21 protein-coding genes and 1 other annotated feature are annotated in these 20,944 nt (G+C 35.1%); of the genes, 20 read left to right on the forward strand and 1 reads right to left on the reverse strand.

Translation table 11 applies throughout. The features are described 5' to 3' along the window. The first annotated feature begins 10 nt into the window (after positions 1–10). The 20 genes from V1503_RS15035 (at position 11) to pheA (ending at position 19,859) form a co-directional block, all read left to right on the forward strand. Entirely contained in the window at positions 11–1,723 is a 1,713-nt protein-coding gene (locus tag V1503_RS15035; protein WP_320256748.1) for a sensor domain-containing diguanylate cyclase, read from the forward strand. Between the two features lie 255 nt (positions 1,724–1,978). Beyond that, positions 1,979–2,737: a prepilin peptidase gene (locus tag V1503_RS15040; protein ID WP_410627959.1), complete on the forward strand. Its 759-nt coding sequence runs from the start codon at positions 1,979–1,981 to the stop codon at positions 2,735–2,737. Between the two features lie 293 nt (positions 2,738–3,030). Then, positions 3,031–4,080: a hypothetical protein gene (locus V1503_RS15045; RefSeq protein WP_410627961.1), complete on the forward strand. Its 1,050-nt coding sequence runs from the start codon at positions 3,031–3,033 to the stop codon at positions 4,078–4,080. Between the two features lie 868 nt (positions 4,081–4,948). Next, positions 4,949–5,527, forward strand: coding sequence for a Maf family protein (locus V1503_RS15050; RefSeq protein WP_320256751.1), 579 nt, complete (start codon positions 4,949–4,951; stop codon positions 5,525–5,527). A gap of 31 nt (positions 5,528–5,558) precedes the next feature. Continuing rightward, positions 5,559–6,248: a RadC family protein gene (radC, locus tag V1503_RS15055; RefSeq protein WP_410627964.1), complete on the forward strand. Its 690-nt coding sequence runs from the start codon at positions 5,559–5,561 to the stop codon at positions 6,246–6,248. A 292-nt stretch (positions 6,249–6,540) separates the two neighbouring features. Next, positions 6,541–7,557 (forward strand): rod shape-determining protein, encoded by a 1,017-nt coding sequence (locus V1503_RS15060; RefSeq protein WP_214481470.1) that lies wholly within the window; start codon positions 6,541–6,543, stop codon positions 7,555–7,557. Between the two features lie 27 nt (positions 7,558–7,584). Next, the gene (gene mreC, locus V1503_RS15065) at positions 7,585–8,463 is read left to right on the forward strand and encodes a rod shape-determining protein MreC (protein WP_320256753.1); all 879 of its coding nucleotides are present in this window, start codon (positions 7,585–7,587) and stop codon (positions 8,461–8,463) included. Then, positions 8,463–8,981: a rod shape-determining protein MreD gene (gene mreD, locus V1503_RS15070; protein ID WP_320256754.1), complete on the forward strand. Its 519-nt coding sequence runs from the start codon at positions 8,463–8,465 to the stop codon at positions 8,979–8,981. The genes mreC and mreD overlap by 1 nt, the downstream gene beginning before the upstream one ends. A gap of 102 nt (positions 8,982–9,083) precedes the next feature. Next, complete coding sequence (gene minC / locus V1503_RS15075) at positions 9,084–9,767, forward strand: septum site-determining protein MinC (protein WP_214481465.1); 684 nt, start codon at positions 9,084–9,086, stop codon at positions 9,765–9,767. Positions 9,768–9,769: 2 nt separating this feature from the next. Next, positions 9,770–10,579: a septum site-determining protein MinD gene (gene minD / locus V1503_RS15080; RefSeq protein WP_214481463.1), complete on the forward strand. Its 810-nt coding sequence runs from the start codon at positions 9,770–9,772 to the stop codon at positions 10,577–10,579. A gap of 867 nt (positions 10,580–11,446) precedes the next feature. After that, positions 11,447–12,223, forward strand: coding sequence for a M23 family metallopeptidase (locus tag V1503_RS15085; protein WP_320256755.1), 777 nt, complete (start codon positions 11,447–11,449; stop codon positions 12,221–12,223). Continuing rightward, positions 12,216–13,082: a M50 family metallopeptidase gene (locus tag V1503_RS15090; RefSeq protein WP_410627968.1), complete on the forward strand. Its 867-nt coding sequence runs from the start codon at positions 12,216–12,218 to the stop codon at positions 13,080–13,082. The genes V1503_RS15085 and V1503_RS15090 overlap by 8 nt, the downstream gene beginning before the upstream one ends. A 461-nt stretch (positions 13,083–13,543) precedes the next feature. Then, on the forward strand, positions 13,544–15,061 hold the full coding sequence (locus V1503_RS15095; protein ID WP_320256757.1) for an Rne/Rng family ribonuclease: 1,518 nt from the start codon (positions 13,544–13,546) through the stop codon (positions 15,059–15,061). A gap of 48 nt (positions 15,062–15,109) precedes the next feature. Next, positions 15,110–15,196 (forward strand) — a sequence feature (ribosomal protein L21 leader region). Between the two features lie 13 nt (positions 15,197–15,209). Beyond that, positions 15,210–15,518 (forward strand): 50S ribosomal protein L21, encoded by a 309-nt coding sequence (gene rplU, locus V1503_RS15100; RefSeq protein ID WP_214481459.1) that lies wholly within the window; start codon positions 15,210–15,212, stop codon positions 15,516–15,518. Between the two features lie 12 nt (positions 15,519–15,530). Further along, positions 15,531–15,857, forward strand: coding sequence for a ribosomal-processing cysteine protease Prp (locus V1503_RS15105; protein ID WP_214481458.1), 327 nt, complete (start codon positions 15,531–15,533; stop codon positions 15,855–15,857). A gap of 29 nt (positions 15,858–15,886) precedes the next feature. Continuing rightward, positions 15,887–16,177, forward strand: coding sequence for a 50S ribosomal protein L27 (gene rpmA / locus V1503_RS15110; protein ID WP_214481457.1), 291 nt, complete (start codon positions 15,887–15,889; stop codon positions 16,175–16,177). Between the two features lie 86 nt (positions 16,178–16,263). Continuing rightward, entirely contained in the window at positions 16,264–16,800 is a 537-nt protein-coding gene (locus tag V1503_RS15115) for a Spo0B C-terminal domain-containing protein (RefSeq protein ID WP_410627972.1), read from the forward strand. 278 nt (positions 16,801–17,078) lie between these two features. Next, positions 17,079–18,374: a GTPase ObgE gene (gene obgE / locus V1503_RS15120; RefSeq protein ID WP_214481686.1), complete on the forward strand. Its 1,296-nt coding sequence runs from the start codon at positions 17,079–17,081 to the stop codon at positions 18,372–18,374. 95 nt (positions 18,375–18,469) lie between these two features. Next, the gene (locus V1503_RS15125; RefSeq protein ID WP_320207762.1) at positions 18,470–18,910 is read left to right on the forward strand and encodes an ACT domain-containing protein; all 441 of its coding nucleotides are present in this window, start codon (positions 18,470–18,472) and stop codon (positions 18,908–18,910) included. A 100-nt stretch (positions 18,911–19,010) separates the two neighbouring features. After that, positions 19,011–19,859 (forward strand): prephenate dehydratase, encoded by an 849-nt coding sequence (gene pheA / locus V1503_RS15130; protein WP_214481685.1) that lies wholly within the window; start codon positions 19,011–19,013, stop codon positions 19,857–19,859. Positions 19,860–20,409: 550 nt separating this feature from the next. On the opposite strand, the gene V1503_RS15135 is transcribed toward pheA, so the two are convergent. After that, the gene (locus V1503_RS15135; protein WP_410627975.1) at positions 20,410–20,940 is read right to left on the reverse strand and encodes a transcription repressor NadR; all 531 of its coding nucleotides are present in this window, start codon (positions 20,938–20,940) and stop codon (positions 20,410–20,412) included. Positions 20,941–20,944: the final 4 nt, after the last annotated feature.

Here is a 20,944-nt window from a genome sequence, read left to right on the forward strand (position 1 = left end):
AGGACGATATTTGAAATCTAAAAACATATTATGGGTATATTGGGCTATATATACACCTTTAGTTTTATACTTAGTATTTTCAAATACGAGTCCTTTATTATATGAGAATGCTCAGGATATTCTTTTATTTTTAATATTAATGATTATTGTTTGCTTTTTTCCTATTATTGTTAATGAAACGCCGATATTTTTTGGCCAAGCTGTGTTATTAGCTGTGTTTTTATCGTTTGGGTTATTTGTTGAGATGGTATTAATGCAGCTTTCTATCGTCGTACTTCTATTAAGGTTACGTATTAGCAAGAGCGAATTATATCGTTACCCATTAAATTCAATCATGTTCGTATCAATTTCTATCATAGGAGGCCTAGTATATTATAGCCTAGGAGGCGCTCATGGTGCTGAAATAGTCAATTTAACTCAGTCAGCCATACCAATAATAGGTTATTTGGTAACTATTTTTATTTCAAACCAACTGTTTTTAGCAATAATTGATTATGTAAAATTCAAAAGAAAAATGAAAAAGTCACTGTTAAGTCGAGACATGCTATGGGAAGTTATAACCACTTGTATTCTTATCCCTTTTGGACTTATTTTATTTTTATTATATGAACAACTAGGTATCCATGCATTAATTTATACAGGCTTACCATTTATATGTATCGTAACTATGATTCAACTCTATAATTCAAGTCGAAAAGTCAATGATTATTTACAACGTGCTAGTGAAATAGGTCATCAACTGGCAGAACAGCTAAAAGTAAAACAAGTAATAGATTTATTTTTAGAGAAGCTCACCATGATGTTTCCTGTAGATTTAGCATATATTTTAGATGTGGTAAATGATGATACTCTCAATTTAATTAGGTATTTTGAATGTTCTGAGGAAAAAAAGCTCACAATCCCTCCATTACAAAAATATGAAGGGATTGCTGGAGAGGTTTGGGCTTCTAAGAAACCAGTTATCTATCATTCTCGTAACAGCTGGAAATCGGTTATGAATGGCTGTTTACCACCAACGGTAGAAAGTGTTATGGCTGTCCCTGTTGTGCGAAACCAAACTGTTGTTTCTGTCATTGTTTTAGCCTCCCATAAGAAGCGGGCATATAAAAAATATCAGTTAATGCTAGTAGATTTATTAGGATCTTATTTGGCTGTAGCGATTGAAAATGCGCGTCATTACGAAGAAGCTAAGCATAAAAGTGAACATGATGGTTTAACAAAAATATATAACTATCAATATTTTGAAGTCTTATTAAGTCAAGAAATGGATGTATTATCAAAAAAAGATTGGTACAAATCGCTATCCATCATCTTAATTGATATAGACCATTTTAAAGCGGTGAACGATACTTATGGTCATCAAAGCGGAAATGACATTCTCCGTGATACTGCTATGCTGTTAACAGAGATTGTAGGGAATGAAGGAACTGTTGCACGCTATGGAGGAGAAGAATTCATTATTCTATTACCTCTCTACGACCGTCAATCAGCGTTTTCTTTGGCGGAGGACATTCGGAAAAAGATCGCATCAAGACCATTTTATATTACTGGGAATTTATCTGATAAGAAAGTCCAACAAGTTAAAATTACTGCAAGTATAGGAATTGCTACCTCTCCTTACGATGGAGAAAATCCAATAGAGCTCATTCGTACAGCTGATAGAGCGATGTATACAGGAGCGAAGCAAGCAGGAAGAAATAAAGTAGCCGTGCTTGCACAATAATTTTCATTATAAAGGGAAATTCCATAATCGATTACTTTGTTAATGGGTGTTTATTTTAAAAATAGTAATCCTGATATTATTTCATCTATCAAATGAAGATAGTAATAAAAAAACTAGTTGTTGTACTCAGGTTTATCGGAAAATAACAACAAAGTAAACATAGAGAACCCTCCAGCCACTGTAATTAATGAGTTGTAGCTTAGCATATGAGTTCAGAAGAAACTGGTCAAAATATATGTAGATGGAGCTAATCATATGGTATATGTGTATCTATATATTTTTTTATTATCACTAATTCTCGGCTCTTTTTTCAATGTTATTGGCCTACGTGTTCCAAAGGGGGAGTCGATTGTTGCTCCTCGCTCTGCTTGTCTTAACTGCAAGAGACAGCTTACATCACTTGAGCTTATCCCTGTCTTCTCATTTATCATTCAAGGAGGGAAATGTCGTAAATGTAAATCCCCTATTTCCCCTCTTTACCCTATTGTTGAATTAATGACTGCAATTCTTATAACAATTTCCCCATTGATATTAGGTTGGTCGATGGAATTATTAGTTTGTTGGACAATGATTTCGATGTTGATGATCCTCTTTGTTTCAGATATTACTTTCATGCTAATACCAAACAAAGTCTTGTTATTTTTCACAGTTGTGTTTGTGATTGAACGCATTTTCCTTCCGTTAACACCGTGGTGGGATGCCATCATAGGCGCGCTTATTGCGTTTTGTTTACTAAGCCTTATTTCAATAATAAGCAGAGGAGGAATAGGTGGTGGAGATATTAAACTGTTTAGTCTTCTAGGGGTCGTCCTTGGCTCTAAAGGGGTGTTGTTAGCATTTTTTTGTTCAACATTATTTGGTGCTTTGTATGGGTTATTGGGGATGTTGTTAAGCAGGCTAAATCGGAAAATTCCCATTCCATTTGTCCCGTTTATTTTGCTTGGAACAATCATTAGTTATTATTTTAGTGAAATAATAATATCGTGGTATGTTAACAAGATGATTGTTATTTAATATTTATGCTCCTTTCGTGATCTTTGTTGCTATGGTTATCATGGTTTTAGAATGTAAGTCATCATTAAAAAGAAGAAAGGATGCCCCGAATTCTTGTTGTGTACGTGTTAATTCCTTAATACGAAAAACAACAATCAATGTGAAAACGGGCAATATTAAATTAGAGCCAAAAAAGCAACTAAGAAATTTGACGAAAACCTTTAATATTAAGACGACAAAAGTCTTGTGTTTTTTTTGAAGCCCTATGCTACCATTGGAGCAAGCTAAGAAATGTGACACTAGGTGGTGAAAGTGTGGACGAGCAAAAAGAACAGATATCAATTAAAATTAACGGAAAAGAGCAAAATGGGGTTCAAAGAAAAAAAAAGAACCTGTCTGTCGGGAAGAAACAAGTAGCTACAACAAAAGATCAAGGTGAAGAGGAATTTTTGTGGGTATTACCTGATAAACAACAAAACAATATTGAGCATAAAGATATAGTTTCAATCGAAGACTTGCGTCATAAAGGAAATAGCGATACATCGAGGCGTAAATTAAGATTCCCTAAAATAAACCATAAATTTCCGTATTCATCAAAAAACTTTTTGATGTCCATACTATTGGCAATTGTCATTGGAATTGGGTTAGGCTTATTAATGTTACAATTAATTTCTGACGAGCAGCCAAAACAGGCACTAGAAGAAAATATGCCATTGGAAGACTCAGTTGACTTATCAGATGCTACCAATTTGAACCAGGCTTCTAGTACTACTCAAATAGATATTTTTGAACCTCTCGTTGTACAAGTTGTTCAAGGAGGAGCTTTTTCTCAAGAATCTTCTGGACAGGAATATCAACAGCAATTATCAAGTAATGGAATCCCATCGATCCTAATAAAAAGCGCGGACAATTATTCTTTGTTTATTGGGCTTAGCAATACGCAGGCATCTATTGACTCTCTTAGTCAACTTTTTACTGATAGAGGATTAGAGACGTATAACAAGCAATTTGTCATTGAGGGTGGAACAATTACTACTAGTAATGATGAAGAAAAGAATTATATTGGACTAAGCAGACAGTTTTATGAAAGTCTTATTGAGTCATCAGCTATATTACTTTCTGGAAAGTCATTAAATGAAGAAGTGTGGAATAGTTTAGAGCAAAACTATTTGATGATTTCTCAGCTAGATTTGAATACATTGTCAACCTTAATACAGCAGCATGCTAAGGAACTAACCACAGCAGTTCAACAACTGAAAACCTATAGGCAAAACGGTGACCGTACATCCATAATGAATAGTCAGCAAGCTTTACTGAATATTCTCGTATTATACGATGAGATGATTGTGAAAAGCAGCAATTAATGCGAAAGCAGTCATCATAAAAAATAAAGTTCATATGGCAGTTAGCTAAAAGGGAATTGAGCAAAGGTCAATTACCCTTTTCAGATTTCCATCCTATGTGCTTTGTTTTCTCACTTTTGAATTTTAGGTTTTATGCTTCAGTTTATTACTTACAATTGTTTTATTATTTTTCACTCTAGCTGATAAGAGGCATATTTTTATTTTTACAAGGTCCGTTTATATGTATAAAGTAAGTGTACTTTGACTTCATGGTCCGGTATGAGCCTTCATTGCATTTCTCCTTAAGTGTTAAATCTTTATATTTATATGGAACGTTGATCGTTCACTTCCAATGATTCATAGGCAATGAGTCTACTGATTGTTGAATATATACCCTTTTGTGGACAACATTGCTCTCTGAAAGGACAAACCACACAATCCTTTGTATAGCTGCATATACTTTATATAGTTGTATATGACCATCTTGCGACCCTTTCTATTAGCTATTTCCTACCTAAAAAACTGTGGAGATTAATTTCTATACTAATTAAGGAAATCCTAATTTATTTGTCAACAGCTTTTGAAGCCACGGGCATTATTTATTCTACTTAAGATTAACTTTGTATTTCAGTGTTTAAAGTATGCTCATTTACATAATCTAAACTTGAATAAAGCACGTAGTAATTAAGAGCAGCTGCAGTCGTTTTTCCTTTAATAATGATTCTAATTAAGTGATTTTTTACTGTTTTAGAGCAATTTAGTGTAATAAATAAGGGTAAAAAATAAATATGATCTAAAATATACTAATATGAATTGTTAATGAGCCAATAATTTGTTACGATACTGTTGTATCTTCCAAACTGTACGAAATAAAATAAAGGGTGATAGTATGAATAACCTCATTTTAGCCTCTGGATCTCCTCGTAGAAAAGAACTTTTAGAAAACCTTCGCATACCATTTACTGTCTCTGTAAGTAATATTGAAGAAATTATTGATGCTCATTTACCTCCTGAAGATGTCGTCATGTCACTTGCATACCAAAAAGCAAAGAATATCTCAAACTACAATCCAAATTCATATGTAATTGGGGCTGACACAATTGTTATAAGTAACGGTGAATTACTAGGTAAACCACAAAATAGAGATGATGCGTTTAATACACTAACAAAACTATCTGGTTCCAAGCATCAAGTCCTAACAGGAGTAGCACTCATTTCTCCTCAATTGGAAAAGACGTTTTTTGAATCCACAGAGGTAACCTTTTGGGAATTAACTGAACAAGAAATTACTGAGTATATTGATAGTGGTGAACCATTTGATAAAGCGGGATCCTACGGTATACAGGGATTAGGTGCACTATTAGTAAAAGAGCTTAAAGGTGATTATTTTTCAGTTGTAGGTTTACCGGTAGCTAGAACTGTTCGCGAGCTGAAAAAAATCGGCTATTACCCAAAGATAACTAAATAATAATGCGTATTCTATACTAAGGGGGGGAAATATGAATGTAAGCGAAGTGATGATACGTGACTTCCCAAAAGACGAGCGCCCTAGAGAACGACTTATCACTGAAGGACCAAATTGTCTCTCTAATCATGAACTTCTAGCAATCATTTTAAGAACTGGAACGAAAAATGAATCTGTTCTTCAATTATCGAACCGGCTATTAACACACTTTGAAGGACTTCGTTTATTAAAGGACGCTTCTATAGAAGAAATTACAGAAATTAAAGGAATCGGTGTCGCAAAGGCTGTGCAAATTATGGCTTCTGTGGAATTAGGCATGCGTATTGGAAGACTGCAATTTGAAGAAAGGTATGTCATTAAATCACCTAGAGACGCTGCAAGTTACGTCATGGATGACATGCGTTTTCTTACACAAGAACATTTTGTCGTTTTGTATTTAAACACTAAAAATCAAGTGATGCATAGGCAAACAGTTTTCATTGGTAGCTTAAATGCATCAATTGTCCATCCTAGAGAAGTGTTTAAAGAAGCTTTTCGCCGTTCAGCAGCTTCAATCATATGTTCACATAATCATCCGTCCGGAGACCCGACACCTAGCCGTGAGGATATTGAAGTAACTAAGCGACTATCAGAGTGTAGTAAGATTATAGGAATCGACTTATTAGACCATATTATAATAGGTGATAATAAATTCGTAAGCTTAAAGGAAAAAGGATATTTGTAGCACTGTTATTTTAATCGGTGGTACGATATAATATTATTTATGAGTTTTTTACTAACTCTTTTTCGTAAACTTTGTAAATAATGTTATCAAATTAGATCAACTAGTGACTATTCTACTTGATAGTCATCTCATGAAATAAGAGAAGATGGCACATACTCTAGTTGTATATTTATTAATATGAAAACAGCAAGTTTTTTGCTGAAAGTGGCTATACAAATCACTTTTAAATGGACAAGCAAAAGTTTACTACAATAATTATATGTATTTCGTAGCAGAAAGGAAGATACAATTAATGTTTGGCATTGGTACTAGAGACCTTGGAATAGATTTAGGAACAGCAAATACAGTTGTGTATGTAAAAGGAAAAGGTATACTCGTGAGGGAACCTTCAGTAGTGGCTTTTCAAAAAGACTCTAAGCAAATAGTGGCTGTTGGTAATGAAGCTAAAAATATGATTGGACGTACACCTGGAAATGTTGTGGCAAGACGCCCGATGAAGGATGGGGTTATTGCAGATTATGAAACAACAGCAACGATGATGAAATATTATATTAAGCAAGCATTGAAAAATAAAAGTGTTTTTGCGCGTAAACCGAATGTTATGGTATGTATACCTTCTGGTGTAACTGCAGTTGAAAAGCGGGCTGTTAAGGATGCTACAAAGCAGGCTGGTGCCCGTGAAGCATACACGATTGAAGAGCCATTTGCAGCAGCTATCGGTGCAAATTTACCGGTGTGGGAGCCTACTGGTAGCATGGTTGTCGATATTGGTGGAGGTACGACGGAGGTTGCGATAATTTCTTTAGGAGGGATTGTTACTAAGCAATCCATACGTGTTGCTGGTGATGAGATGGATGAAGCGATCATTCAATATATTCGTAAATCGTTTAACTTATTAATTGGTGAGCGTACCGCAGAATTAATAAAAGTAGAGATTGGATCAGCAAGTATATCAGATGATGTCGAAGGCATGGAAATAAGAGGTCGTGACTTAGTTACAGGGTTGCCAAAAACTATAGAAATTTCTGCAGACGAAATCACTCAAGCAATGCGTGATACAGTATTTTCTATTGTAGAATCAGTAAAGAATACGTTAGAAAATACGCCTCCTGAATTAGCCGCAGATATTATGGATAGAGGAATTGTTTTGACTGGTGGAGGCGCGTTGTTAAGAAATTTAGATAAGGTTATTAGTGAAGAAACGAAAATGCCAGTTCTTATTGCAGAAAATCCACTTGATTGTGTTGCGATAGGTACTGGAAAAGCATTAGATCACATTCATTTATTCAAAAACCAAGTTAATGATTAATATGATTAACTTAAGAGGGTGCAAATCATGCCACAATTCTTCTTAAATAAACGATTAATAATATTATTAATATGTGTAATTATTTTAGTGGCATTGATTGGGTTTTCATTAAGAGACCGTGAGCAGGTAACATGGCCAGAACAGTTTATCAAAGACACCGTTGGTTGGGTACAATCCATCGTTCATCAGCCCGCACAATATGTTGCGGGCTTCTTTGAAAATGTGAATGACTTAAAGAATACATACGAAGAGAACAAAATGTTAAAGGCCAGGTTGGAAGAATACGTTGCGTTAAAAGACAAGTATCAAATTCTTGAACAAGATTATGAAGAGCTTAGTGCTATATTAGAAAAAACAACAAGTCTTACAGATTATACTCCGATTCAAGCGACGGTTATTGGTAGAAATCCTGATCAATGGTATCAGAATATATATATAAATAAAGGTGAAAAACACGGTGTGAAAGTCGATATGGCAGTCATTACCTCAAAAGGCTTAATAGGAAAAGTGAAGCAGACTTCACAATTTAAATCAACCATTCAACTGTTAAGTGATACGAATCAAAATCGAATAAATCGGGTTGCTGCAGTTGTTCTAGGTGAGGATGAAGAAAGCAATGTAGATGGTGTTATTGAAGGCTATGATGATGAACGTGAGGCACTATTATTAAAACTTAAGAAAGCATCGAATGTCGAAGTGAAGGTGGACCAAGACGTCATTACATCTGGGTTAGGTGGCGTTTTTCCTAGTGGGTTGCCAATCGGTAAAGTAATAGATGTAGTGCCAGATGAATCTGGGTTATTACAATTAGCGTATGTTAAACCAGAAGCGAATTTTTCAGCAATCGATCACGTCATCGTACTAGAACGGACTATGACACCAGTAGATATCGAGGGGGAAGAATAGTGCGACGTTTTTACCTTCCTCTTTTCGCTACTTTCTTATTTATTGCTGAAAGTACGATCATAGACATATTTCCACCTGAACGGTTTTTTAAAGATTTCATTTATGTTCCAAGGTTTTCGTTAATTATGTTTATCTTTATTACAGTTTATCGTGATAAATTAATCGGTATTATATATGCAGCAATATTTGGATTATTATATGATGTAGTATATACAGAAGTTATTGGAATATATATGTTTTCGTATCCTGTTGCTGCATACTTAGTTTTTAAGCTTATGAAGTTTCTCCAATCTAATTTAGTTATTGTATCAGTTATATGTCTTTTTATGATTTCTTTCATAGAATATTATGTATATGGACTATATGCCCTAATTACAAGTACACAAATGTCAATAAATGATTTTAGTATGAATCGATTATATCCGACTATCGTGTTAAATAGTATATTTCTAGTTATTTTCTCTTATCCTTTAAAAAGATACTTAACAAAAGTGTCAGAAGATGATAGAAAAGGCTAGCATAGCTAAATACATAACAAGTTAATTAACTGATTTTTTGACAATCATCTTAGAGGAAATATTCAACCTTTGTCGAAATATATATTCATTGAGGTGAACGACGTGAATAAGCATAAACAACAATTGGTTACGATAAAAGGAACGAAAGAAGGATTGACGTTACATCTCGATGATACATGCTCATTCCAAAGCTTGTTACAAGAGCTAGAAGAAAAGCTATCGCTAACATTTCAAGGGGATGAGGAAGGTCCTTTCATAGCTGTTCATTTGCAGATTGGTAATCGTTTTCTAACAAATGAACAAGAAGAACAAATTCGTGTGCTCATTCGTTCAAAGAAGCAACTTGTTGTAGATTCAATAGAGGGGAATGTAATTTCCAAAGAGGAAGCATTAACGTGGAAACGAGAAACAGAGGTTGTTCCTGTATGTAAAATAATACGTTCAGGACAAGTATTGCATGTACAAGGTGATTTACTACTTATTGGTGACGTGAATCCGGGTGGGAAGGTTGTAGCTGGCGGTAATATTTTTGTTTTAGGTGCTCTGCGTGGAGTTGCCCATGCGGGTGCGAATAACGATAAACAATCCGTAATTGCTGCATCAGTAATGAAACCTTCACAATTGAAAATCTGTAATATTATTAGCCGAGCACCGGAATATGATGATGATAGTTCACATGGTATGGAATGTGCTTATATAAATGATGATAACAAAATAATAGTAGATCGTTTACAACTGCTAACTCATATTAGACCTATATTAACGCGGTTGGAAAGGGGAATGTGACAGTGGGAGATGCTATAGTCATAACATCAGGAAAAGGTGGAGTAGGCAAAACAACAACATCTGCTAATCTAGGAACCGCTTTAGCGCTAGCAGGAAAACGTGTGTGTTTAGTAGATACAGATATTGGCCTTCGAAATTTAGATGTCGTAATGGGTCTAGAAAATCGAATTATATTTGATTTAGTAGATGTAGTAGAAGGTCGTTGTACAAAGATTAATCAAGCCTTAGTAAAAGATAAGCGGTTTGATGATAATTTATACTTACTTCCTGCAGCACAAACAAGTGATAAAACAGCTGTAACCCCTGATCAAATGAAAAAACTAGTTTCCGAAATTAGACAGGATTTTGATTATGTTCTTATCGATTGCCCCGCAGGGATCGAACAAGGATACAGAAATGCTGTCGCGGGAGCGAATAAGGCAATTGTCGTAACAACACCAGAGAAATCAGCTGTTCGAGATGCGGATCGTATTATAGGTTTACTTGAAAAAGAAGAGGACATAGAACCACCAAAACTAATAATTAATAGAATACGTAATAAAATGGTAAAAGACGGGGATATGCTAGACGTGGATGATGTTGTAGCTCATCTTTCAATTGATTTGATCGGTATCGTAGCAGACGATGATGAGGTAATTAAAGCATCCAACGAAGGTGAGCCGATAGCTATGAATCCAAAGAATATAGCTGGTGTTGCTTATAGAAATATTGCACGAAGGGTGTTAGGCGAATCTGTTCCTCTCCAATCTTTAGACATTGGGGAGAAGGGTATGTTTTCAAAAATTAAAAAATTCTTTGGCGTGAAAGTATAAATAGGATAGAGCAGGTTTATATCATTCCTCTATCAAGTATATATAATGGCTTCTGATTAGTTTCCTTTTAATCAGAGGTCTTTTTCTTATGGGTCTTTTCATAAATTTATTTGCTACTAACTTTGAATAAACAATCGATCCAAAAACACCAGTCTTATTATGGAAGTTTAGCAATCTCTCGATTATATGATTTGTTGTATAGTGATTATATATATTTAGGCTCTTTTCAAAAAATTGTAACTGTATTTCAAAATTTGAAGTGATTAGGCTGTTTTATATGAACTTGATAATCATTAGAAAAGAGAACATGCAGTAACGGTTGTGTCATTCGTGTTTAGCTCCTAGTTTGAAAAATAACAATTAATAAAAAAATCCTTTAGTTTCTAACATTGTAGCCGACCACTTCTATCTGTGTAGTAATTTTAAATGAGGTTGAATAGAAGACACACGATCCAAATAAATAAATATAGTTACAACGACTTTTTTCACCATCTCCTAATGGATTTTTTGTTCTAATCAATCCGGACAAGTCATAAAATGGTACAAACAATTGATTAAAGAGATCGTTCAAAAAGTTTGGGAAGAAGGACTGTAGAATTAACTTGAACAGGGTGTTCTTAATCCGTATGCGCCATAGAAAATTACGGATTTATGTGGGGATCCAATACATTTGCTGTAATGTAGTGTAAATGGCATTACGGATGCCTCGATTCTTCCGAGATTTGTTTCAGAGAAGTTAATTCCTTGATACGAAGCAGCAGAATTTTTTCTCAGTGCAGTAGTTTCATTCCGGTGCTCGTAGCTAAGCCGTCTTGTTATTCTTCGCTCTTTTTGAACATGCTCTTAAAGGGGAATGGTGTGAGATAAATGGGACATCATCGTGCTGATGAAATTAGAAAACGTATTGCAAAAAGAAAAAAAGATAGAGGGATACGCCCACCTCGCGATCAACCCTCAACGGAAATGTTTCGTGATGAACATCATAAAGTACCAATGCCCAACTCTTCATTTCAAAATGAATCTAATGATATTCATCCACTATTTCAAAAAGAAAAATTTATGTTTAAAGTATTATTTTCTATATGTCTAGTGTTAATTGTAGCAATTATGTTTAAAAACGAATCAGATACATTTAAATCGGGTAGGGATTTTGTTACCGGAACATTTCAGCAAGAATTTCAATTTGCTTCTGTCTCAGCATGGTATGAAGATATATTCGGAAAACCGATTGCTCTCCTTCCTGAACGCAATATTGCAGGAGAGGATAAAACTGAATTTTCCGATTTTGAGTATGCAGTCCCTGCATCAGGAAAAGTATTACAAGGTTTTGAGACGGATGGACAGGGTATTGTTATTGAGACAGTAAGCAAAACAGAAGTTGAGTCGATGGACGATGGGTGGGTATCCTTCGCTGGAAAGAAGGAAGGTCTTGGTAAAACAGTGATCGTACAACATGCTAATAAAACAGAAACGTGGTATGGAAATTTGCAGTCAATCTCAACTGAAATGTTTAAATTTATTGAAAAAGGTGAAGTGATTGGTGATGTGATGGAAGATAGTGATCAAACAAAGGGAACATATTATTTTGCAATTAAAAAAGGTACCGAATTTATTGATCCGATACAGGTGATCTCATTTGAATAACATCATTGTATTGTTATCAAAAGTATACATTCACCCATTGCTTTGGTTTTTGATAGGGATCGGCATTATAACCGGACATGTAAGGGAACTTATCATGCTCTTTCTTATCGTTTTTGTTCACGAAATGGGTCATGTGCTTGCGGCTCATTTTTTTTCATGGCGTATTAAACGCATTGCTTTGTTGCCTTTTGGTGGAGTAGCTGAGGTAGATGAACATGGGAACCGACCAATAAAGCAAGAGTTAATTGTGATTTTAGCAGGACCACTTCAACATATATGGCTATTGGGAGTTGGCTATCTCCTATACACTACGTCGTTGTTGTCAGAAGACAGCTTTCAATTATTTGTAAATCAAAATTTAGTGATCTTGTCTTTAAATTTACTTCCTATTTGGCCGCTAGATGGGGGGAAATTATTATTTGTAATATTATCTTTAAAACAACCTTTTAGCAATGCACATAAGAGGACACTCTCCTGCTCGTTCATACTAATTCTTGTAATGGTCGTATTATTTCTAATTATCTATCCGTTTCAATTAAATCTTTGGATGATCATTGGCTTCTTAGCTTACTCTCTCATTATTGAATGGCGCCAACGTCATTATGTGTTTATGAGATTTTTGCTAGAGAGATATTATGGCAAACAAGATTCTGTTCAGCAGTTAAAGTCTATAATTGTTGATGATGTAGAACAAATTCATCATGTTTTACTAAAGTTTCAAAGAGGTTATAAACATTCCATTATTGTTCAACGTGGAGAGAAGGAAAATGCTTCTCTAGATGAGAACGAATTATTACATGCGTATTTTTCTGAAAAGCTAGTGACACAACCAATTGGTGATTTGCTATATGAGTACTAATTATAATCTATGGGAATTTTTTTGCACGCAAGGCCTTTTAGCATCTAAAATCTTCTAACGATGTTCTCGTAACATTCTTTTTTTTTTGCCCTAATCATGTTTTAAATGTTTGTCATGGAATAAAGAAGAAAAGATCATCGTTTGAACCTATAGTACTATAGCCTATTTTTAATAGCAAAAAAAGCAAAGATGATCATTGAAACTTTGTTGTTAATGAGATTAATTTAGAACAGCAATAACTAAATTTTATGCAATTGACCTCATTTTAAATGAGAAAAGATGCCACGAGTCCTTAAGTTTATGCTTATTTATTTCTTAGTATGAAAAGCAATAATCAATGGTAGAGCAGCCAAGATAAAAAGTCTTCATTCACCCTCTGGATTGGTCGGAGCTTGCACTTATCTTGTGTGTGGCGGTAAAATATAAAAATATCGATCGTTCACGAAATGAGGCATTGAATATTGGAAAAAAAACTGATTATTAACGCAACGAGCTTACAAAAAAGAATGGCGATAGTTGAAGATAATAAGCTCGTTGAATATCATATTGAGCAACCTAATAATCATGAGGTTGTAGGGAATATCTACCTAGGTCGAGTTACTGATGTTCATCCTGGTATACAAGCAGCTTTTGTAGATTATGGAGCTGAGAAGAAAGGGTTTATACACCGAGATCAACTTTTAAGCTATCATTTGTCGCCTTTATCAGTAAAGGAAAAACAACAAAAATCGATATCAAGTTTTATCCATCAAGGTGAAACAATACTCGTCCAAGGAATTAAAGAAGAAATTGGTAATAAAGGTGCGAAGTTAAGCGGTATCATTGAGGTACCTGGTCGTTACGTTATATATTTACCATTTGGTAATTATGTTGCAGTTTCGAAAAAAATTGATGATAATATAAAGCGAACTTATTTACAAAGCTTAGGTGAAGATTGGTGCGAAGAAAATGAAGGAGTTATTTTTAGAACAGCTTCTATAGAGATTGATGAAGAGGTTATCATTCAAGAGTTAATGTTTTTAAAGGAACGTTTTCAGCAACTTCAACGTAGACAGCAAATGGCTAAGGCACCTTATCTTTTACATCATGGTAATCATTTTGTTGATAAGATATTTAGAGAAATTCCTCAATCAACAATTAAAGAAGTCATCGTAGATGAACAGAACTATTATAAGGAAATAAAAACAAGATTTAACGGTAGTAAAAAAGAAGCTACACCAAGCGTTTCATTGTATACGAATAAAATAAATATTTTTTCTGCTTTCCATATAGACCATGAAATAGACAAATTGCTAAAAAAAATTGTTTGGTTAGATAATGGAGGGTATATCATTATTGAGCAAACAGAAGCATTAACAGTAATTGATGTGAATTCTGGTAAATATTTAGGGAAATCTGCGATTCGTGATACTATTGTACGTATAAATAAGTTAGCTGCAATAGAAATAGCAAGACAACTTCGATTACGTGATATCGGAGGAATTATTTTAATTGATTTTATTGATATGAAAACCGAAGAAGATAAAAGACAAGTTAGTCATGTACTTACAAAAGAAATGGCTAAAGATAGGACAAGAACTAACATCTTTGGATATACACGTTTAGGTATTCTAGAAATGTCACGTAAAAAAGTACGAGATAGTATACCAATACAATTAACAGCATCTTGTGAGAAATGTGATGGTATAGGTAGGGTGCTTTCAAATGAAGAAATTGCATATAAACTTGATCGTGAAATGATGGAATATCGTCAAACAGATGTTGAAGCAATATGGATAGAGACAACAGAAAGCATTAAAAAGATATTTTGCGGTCATAATGATGAGCATCTTACTAGGTTAGAAACGATGTTACGGCTATCTATCTTTTTAACAACAACATCTAAGAAAACAGACGCATTTTATGAAATAAAGCAAATGGGTACATATGCAGATATTCTTGAAAAAGTAAATAAGTCGAAAGTAGAAAACACTTATTGACAGTAAACATTTTTCTATGCTATCATTTTATTTGTGTTTGTTTGTAGCACCGTGCTACAACCGCTCAGATCAGGTACATAAATAAGTGTTCGATGCTTTCGAAACGCCTGAATACTGGCGAGTCTTAGTTTATTAAGGAGGTGCAAGTATGTACGCAATTATTGAAACTGGTGGAAAACAACTTAAAGTTGAAGAAGGTCAAGAGCTTTATATTGAAAAGCTAAACGTGGCTGATGGTGAAACTGTTACTTTTGATAAGGTTTTATTCGTAGGTGGAGACAATGTTAAAGTTGGAAGTCCTACTGTAGCTGGTGCGACTGTAACAGCAAAAGTTGAAAAACATGGCCGTCAAAAGAAAATTGTCATTTTCAAATATAAACCTAAGAAAAACGTGCGTAAAAAGCAAGGTCATCGTCAACCTTATACAAAAATTGTTATTGAAAAAATCAACGCATAATCTAGGTGTACTATGATAAATGTTAAGATTGACCGCGCAAATGATGGGACGATACAATCATTTACGATGAGTGGTCATGCGTATCAAGCTGCGCATGGTAAAGATATTGTTTGTGCTGGTGCCTCAGCTGTTTCAATTGGTACTATTAATGCTATTTATGCATTAACAAATACCGAGCCAATCATTCAACAACAAGATGGCTACCTTTACTGTGAAGTACCATCTAACATTGACAAAGTTGTAGCTGATAAAATTCAGTTGTTGCTTGAAGGAATGCTCGTGTCTTTGAAATCCATTGAACAAGAGTATGGGGATTACATCAAAATTACTAAACAATAATAATTAAAATCAAATAGGAGGTGAATATCATGTTAAGATTAGACCTTCAATTTTTTGCATCTAAAAAAGGTGTAGGTAGTACAAAAAACGGACGTGATTCAATCTCGAAACGTTTAGGTGCTAAACGTGCTGATGGTCAAACAGTTACAGGTGGATCAATTTTATATCGTCAACGCGGTACAAAAATTTATCCAGGTGTCAACGTTGGCCGTGGCGGGGATGATACATTATACGCAAAAGTTGACGGCGTGGTACGTTTTGAACGGTTAGGTCGTGACCGCAAACAAGTTAGTGTGTACCCTGTTGCTCAAGAAGCGTAACATTTAAACAAACTCTAACCATTATGGTTAGAGTTTTCTTCATTTTTATATATTAACCACTATTTTGTGTCATTAGGAGTGGAAATATGAAAAAACAGTTGGATATCGTTGAGTTATTGCGACACTCGCGTCATGATTGGCTGAATAAGCTACAATTAATAAAAGGAAATATAGAACTAGATAACCTTGATAGAGTAAAAGAAATTATTGAAGAAATGGTGTTTGAAGCTGAGTATGAAGCCAAGCTTTCTAACTTAAAATTACCTTCCTTAGCAGCATATTTAATGACTTATAATTGGGAAAGCCATAAAGTATTCATTGAATATGAGGTGCTTGGGGAAGTCCAAGATTTATCAAAATACGATCGAAGTATGATAAATTGGACAAAAAGTTTGATAGAGCTTTTAGAAAATTCAGTTCACCCAAATGGAAATCACCATTTAAATATTTCAATCGATATACGTAACAACGATGTCCGTTTCTTTTTTGACTTTCGTGGCATAATATCAGAAGCAGATAAAATAACTTTGTGGGTAAAAAATAACAATAGTGAAGAACAAATATCTATTACTGATTACGATTTACATACCACTGAAATGTCGCTAGAAGTATCTTTACTTTGATGTGACCTAAGATTTTTTGAATATATAGCTTTAGCGTCAATCTCCTCGCTTCTATTCGTCATACGATCTTGAAGGCAAAAAACGTCTTCATTGACTTTAGTGGATGTTGAGGATGATAAGGCGCATCCGCTTTTCTAAATGCTAGCTCCAGGTGCTTCTGCCCGAGATCGGGGTGTGCCCAGAAGGTAAATGACAACCTTTCGACTGAACGGTTATACATGTTGCCGATAGGCCAGCGCCTTGCGCTTTTCTTAATTACTAAGATCGGAGGAAGAGATATGTTTGTCGATCAAGTCAAAATATATGTTAAAGGTGGCGATGGTGGAAATGGAATGGTCGCCTTTCGACGTGAAAAATATGTACCAAAAGGCGGTCCTGCAGGTGGTGATGGAGGCAAAGGTGCTGACGTAATATTTCAGGTAGATGAGGGTCTAAGAACTTTGATGGATTTCCGCTACAAAAGACATTTTAAAGCATCCCGTGGAGAACACGGAATGTCAAAGAGTATGCACGGTAAAAACGCTGATTCACTAGTTGTTAAAGTGCCTCCAGGAACTGTTGTACTCGACGATGATACCAAAGAGGTATTAGCTGATTTAACAATCCATGAGCAAAGCGCTGTCATTGCGAAAGGTGGACGTGGCGGAAGAGGGAATATACGTTTTGCAACACCTGCCAATCCTGCACCAGAAATTGCTGAAAATGGTGAACCAGGTCAAGAACGCTATGTTACGATGGAGTTGAAAGTACTAGCTGATGTAGGATTAGTAGGTTTTCCAAGCGTTGGTAAGTCAACATTGCTTTCAACAGTTTCTGCAGCGAAGCCAAAAATAGCTGAATACCATTTCACAACGATTGTTCCAAATTTAGGTGTGGTAGAGACTGAAGATAGTCGTAGCTTTGTGATGGCAGATTTACCAGGGCTTATTGAAGGTGCACATCAAGGTGTTGGACTAGGTCATCAATTTTTACGTCACATTGAAAGAACAAAAGTAATTGTTCATGTTATAGATATGTCTGGTATGGAAGGCCGAGATCCATTTGATGATTATCAGGTCATTAATGAAGAATTACGTGAATATAACTTACGTTTAACAGAACGACCACAAATCATCGTTGCAAATAAAATGGATATGCCTGATGCAGAAGAAAACTTACAGCAGTTTAAAGACAAGCTTATGAGTGACGATGTGAAAATTTTTCCTGTATCTGCAGTAACAAGACAAGGCTTGCGTGACCTATTGTTTGAAATTGCTGATTTGGTTGAAAAAACACCAGAGTTTCTTTTATATGATGAAAGTGATGATCAAGAAGAAAGTCAAAGCGTTCTGTATAAACATATTAAAGAAACACCTAACTTCCAAATATCGCGTGAAAGTGATGGTTCGTTTGTAGTATATGGTAATAATGTAGAAAAATTATTTAAAATGACTGATTTCTCTAGAGATGAATCTGTACGACGTTTTTCTCGTCAGCTACGAGGTATGGGGATTGACGATGCACTACGCCAACAGGGAGCAAAGGATGGAGACCTTGTTAAGATACTTGAATTCGAGTTTGAATTTATAGATTAAATCTAAATAAATTATATGATCAATTTATAAATCTAACCGCTTTGAAACCTTTGAGGACTTTAGAAAAATATAAATTGAGGGGGGCTTGGGGCAAAGTGGGAGATAAGTTTTATTTAGTTCGAGAAGATGCACTGCCAGAGTCAATGAAAAAAGTACTCGAGGCGAAAGAACTAATTGAACGAAAAAAGGCAAAATCTGTTGCAGATGCTGTTCAAAAGGTTGATGTTAGCCGAAGTGTGTTTTATAAATATCGTGATGCTGTTTTCCCCTTTAATACAATTGTAAAGGAGAAAATTATAACTCTGTTCTTTCATCTAGAGGATAGATCTGGTACTTTATCTCAATTGCTGAAGCTTGTTTCGGCAGCAAAATGTAACATATTAACGATCCACCAAACAATACCTGTTCATGGAAAAGCAAATGTTACTTTATCCCTCGATACAGCTGGAATGACTGAAGAAATTAATACATTACTTTCGAAGCTAAACCGTTTAGAGTTTGTTTTGAATGTTGAAGTATTGAGTTCAGGTGCATAAAACCAGTTGGGCTTATAGACACGTATTTCATATGTACAACACATTAAAGACTACTTAATATAAATTTATATATATAATAGGAGAGGGGATACTTGTGGTACTGTCAATTGGCTATTTAGGACCAAAAGCGTCATTTACAGACCTAGCAGTTTCTAAGCTTTTTTCACCTGTAGAAAGAATACCGTTCCACACGATACCAGAGTGTATCGACGCAGTAAGTCATGGTGACGTAGAATTAAGTGTAGTACCTCTAGAAAATGCATTAGAGGGATCTGTCAATTTAACCGTTGATTATCTAATTCATGAACAAACTGTTCCAATAGTAGGTGAAATAGTAGCTCCCATAAAGCAGCATTTAATGGTACATCCAGATCATCAAAAAGAATGGCAAGCTGTTGAACGAGTATTTTCACACTCTCACGCTATTGCACAGTGCCATAAATTCTTGCATAAGCATTTAAAAGGTGTTACACATGACTACACTACTTCTACTAGTGCAGCTGCAAAGTATGTTAGGGAGCACAAAGGTGAAAAGGTAGCTGCGATTGCTAATGAATTAGCTGCATTGGAATATGGATTATCGATCGTCCGTGAAAACATTCATGATTACCAAAATAATCACACAAGGTTTGTCGTGTTGCATAAAGGTAATAAACAACTTCATACTAGTAAAAAAGTTTCAGGTTATAAAACCACCTTAATGATCTCTCTGCCATTAGATGATCAATCTGGTGCACTACACCAAGTCCTCTCAGCTTTTGCATGGAGGAAATTGAACTTATCAAAAATAGAATCTAGACCAATGAAGACCGGTCTAGGCAATTATTTTTTTCTTATTGATATAGAAAAAGAAATGGATGATGTGCTAATACCAGGTGCAATTGCTGAACTGGAAGCTCTAGGTTGCTCTGTAAACATATTAGGAAGCTATCCATACTTTCATATTTAAGCAGTTAAGATGCATTATTCTTTAGACATAGTTTTTCAAATGGTTACAAGATGTGAAAAATATGCTATAAAAATGTAAGTATGTGTGAGTATAAAAACACCAATCGAAGTGAAAAAATGGCGCCATAATCTACCATGTCCCAGCTTATCATAGACTTAAGCACTTTCCACATTTGAAGCTGTCTAGCTTCAGACGTTTTCGGCTCGGTCACTTCACTAAAAAATGTAAAGGCAGAGAACGCCTTTACATTTTTTTGCTTCTAGCTGTCGCCGATGAGCAAGCACCTTCCGCTTTTCAAACTGTCTAGCTATAGCGCCTATCCCCTCGAGGTCACTTCAGCAAAAAAGTAAAGGCAAAAGACACCTTTACATTTTTTTGCTTCTAGCTGTCGCCAATGAGCAAGCACCTTCCGCTATTCAAACTGTCTAGCTATAGCGCCTATCCCCTCGAGGTCACTTCAGCAAAAAAGTAAAGGCAAAAGACACCTTTACATTTTTTTGCTTCCAGTGCTTGTCGGTGATGACCGAGGCACTTCCGCTTTTCTTTGTTACTAGGCTAAGAATTCAGCTTTTTTTAACGCTTCACAGGCTGCGTCAAGTTTAGTTATTTCATTGGCCTCTAATGTATGCATATGAATACCATCAGTTAGTTCAGAGAGCAATGGAGCATTCGTCGTAGTTAATTTTTTGAGAAATTGTTTGACCTCATTACGATTACTAACCATGACAGATGCAGTTAAATCACCATATACCGGGTGTTCAATTGTCACATCTTTTACTGTAACTCCAAGATCAACAAGTAACGTTAGTTCTCTTTCTGTTTGTTCAGGGGTGTGACGACAAACAACAATTCTGGAATATAGTTGTTTTTGTTGTTGCTGTACATATAAATATCCTTGACTAGTTGCCAAAATTGGTTCATGTCGTGCTTTTAATAAAGAAATATCTTGTACAATGACTTGCCTACTTACTTTTGTCCGCCTTGAGAGTTCTCCTCCAGTAACTGGACCATGACTTTCTTTTAGCCACTTTAATATAAGATTCCTTCTCGCTTCACCAAATATTTTCTGTTCGTTACCCATTCTA

Origin of the sequence: Nanhaiella sioensis, from assembly GCF_046557775.1 — a bacterium.
Classification (GTDB): Bacteria; Bacillota; Bacilli; order Bacillales; family SM2101; genus Nanhaiella; species Nanhaiella sioensis.

Coding starts and splice junctions, on each gene's coding strand:
- V1503_RS15040 (WP_410627959.1), top strand. CDS start 1,979: ATGGTATATGTGTATCTATATATTTTTTTATTATCACTAATTCTCGGC.
- V1503_RS15050 (WP_320256751.1), top strand. CDS start 4,949: ATGAATAACCTCATTTTAGCCTCTGGATCTCCTCGTAGAAAAGAACTT.
- radC (WP_410627964.1), top strand. CDS start 5,559: ATGAATGTAAGCGAAGTGATGATACGTGACTTCCCAAAAGACGAGCGC.
- V1503_RS15060 (WP_214481470.1), top strand. CDS start 6,541: ATGTTTGGCATTGGTACTAGAGACCTTGGAATAGATTTAGGAACAGCA.
- mreC (WP_320256753.1), top strand. CDS start 7,585: ATGCCACAATTCTTCTTAAATAAACGATTAATAATATTATTAATATGT.
- V1503_RS15085 (WP_320256755.1), top strand. CDS start 11,447: ATGGGACATCATCGTGCTGATGAAATTAGAAAACGTATTGCAAAAAGA.
- rplU (WP_214481459.1), top strand. CDS start 15,210: ATGTACGCAATTATTGAAACTGGTGGAAAACAACTTAAAGTTGAAGAA.
- V1503_RS15105 (WP_214481458.1), top strand. CDS start 15,531: ATGATAAATGTTAAGATTGACCGCGCAAATGATGGGACGATACAATCA.
- rpmA (WP_214481457.1), top strand. CDS start 15,887: ATGTTAAGATTAGACCTTCAATTTTTTGCATCTAAAAAAGGTGTAGGT.
- V1503_RS15115 (WP_410627972.1), top strand. CDS start 16,264: ATGAAAAAACAGTTGGATATCGTTGAGTTATTGCGACACTCGCGTCAT.
- obgE (WP_214481686.1), top strand. CDS start 17,079: ATGTTTGTCGATCAAGTCAAAATATATGTTAAAGGTGGCGATGGTGGA.
- V1503_RS15135 (WP_410627975.1), bottom strand. CDS start 20,940: ATGGGTAACGAACAGAAAATATTTGGTGAAGCGAGAAGGAATCTTATA.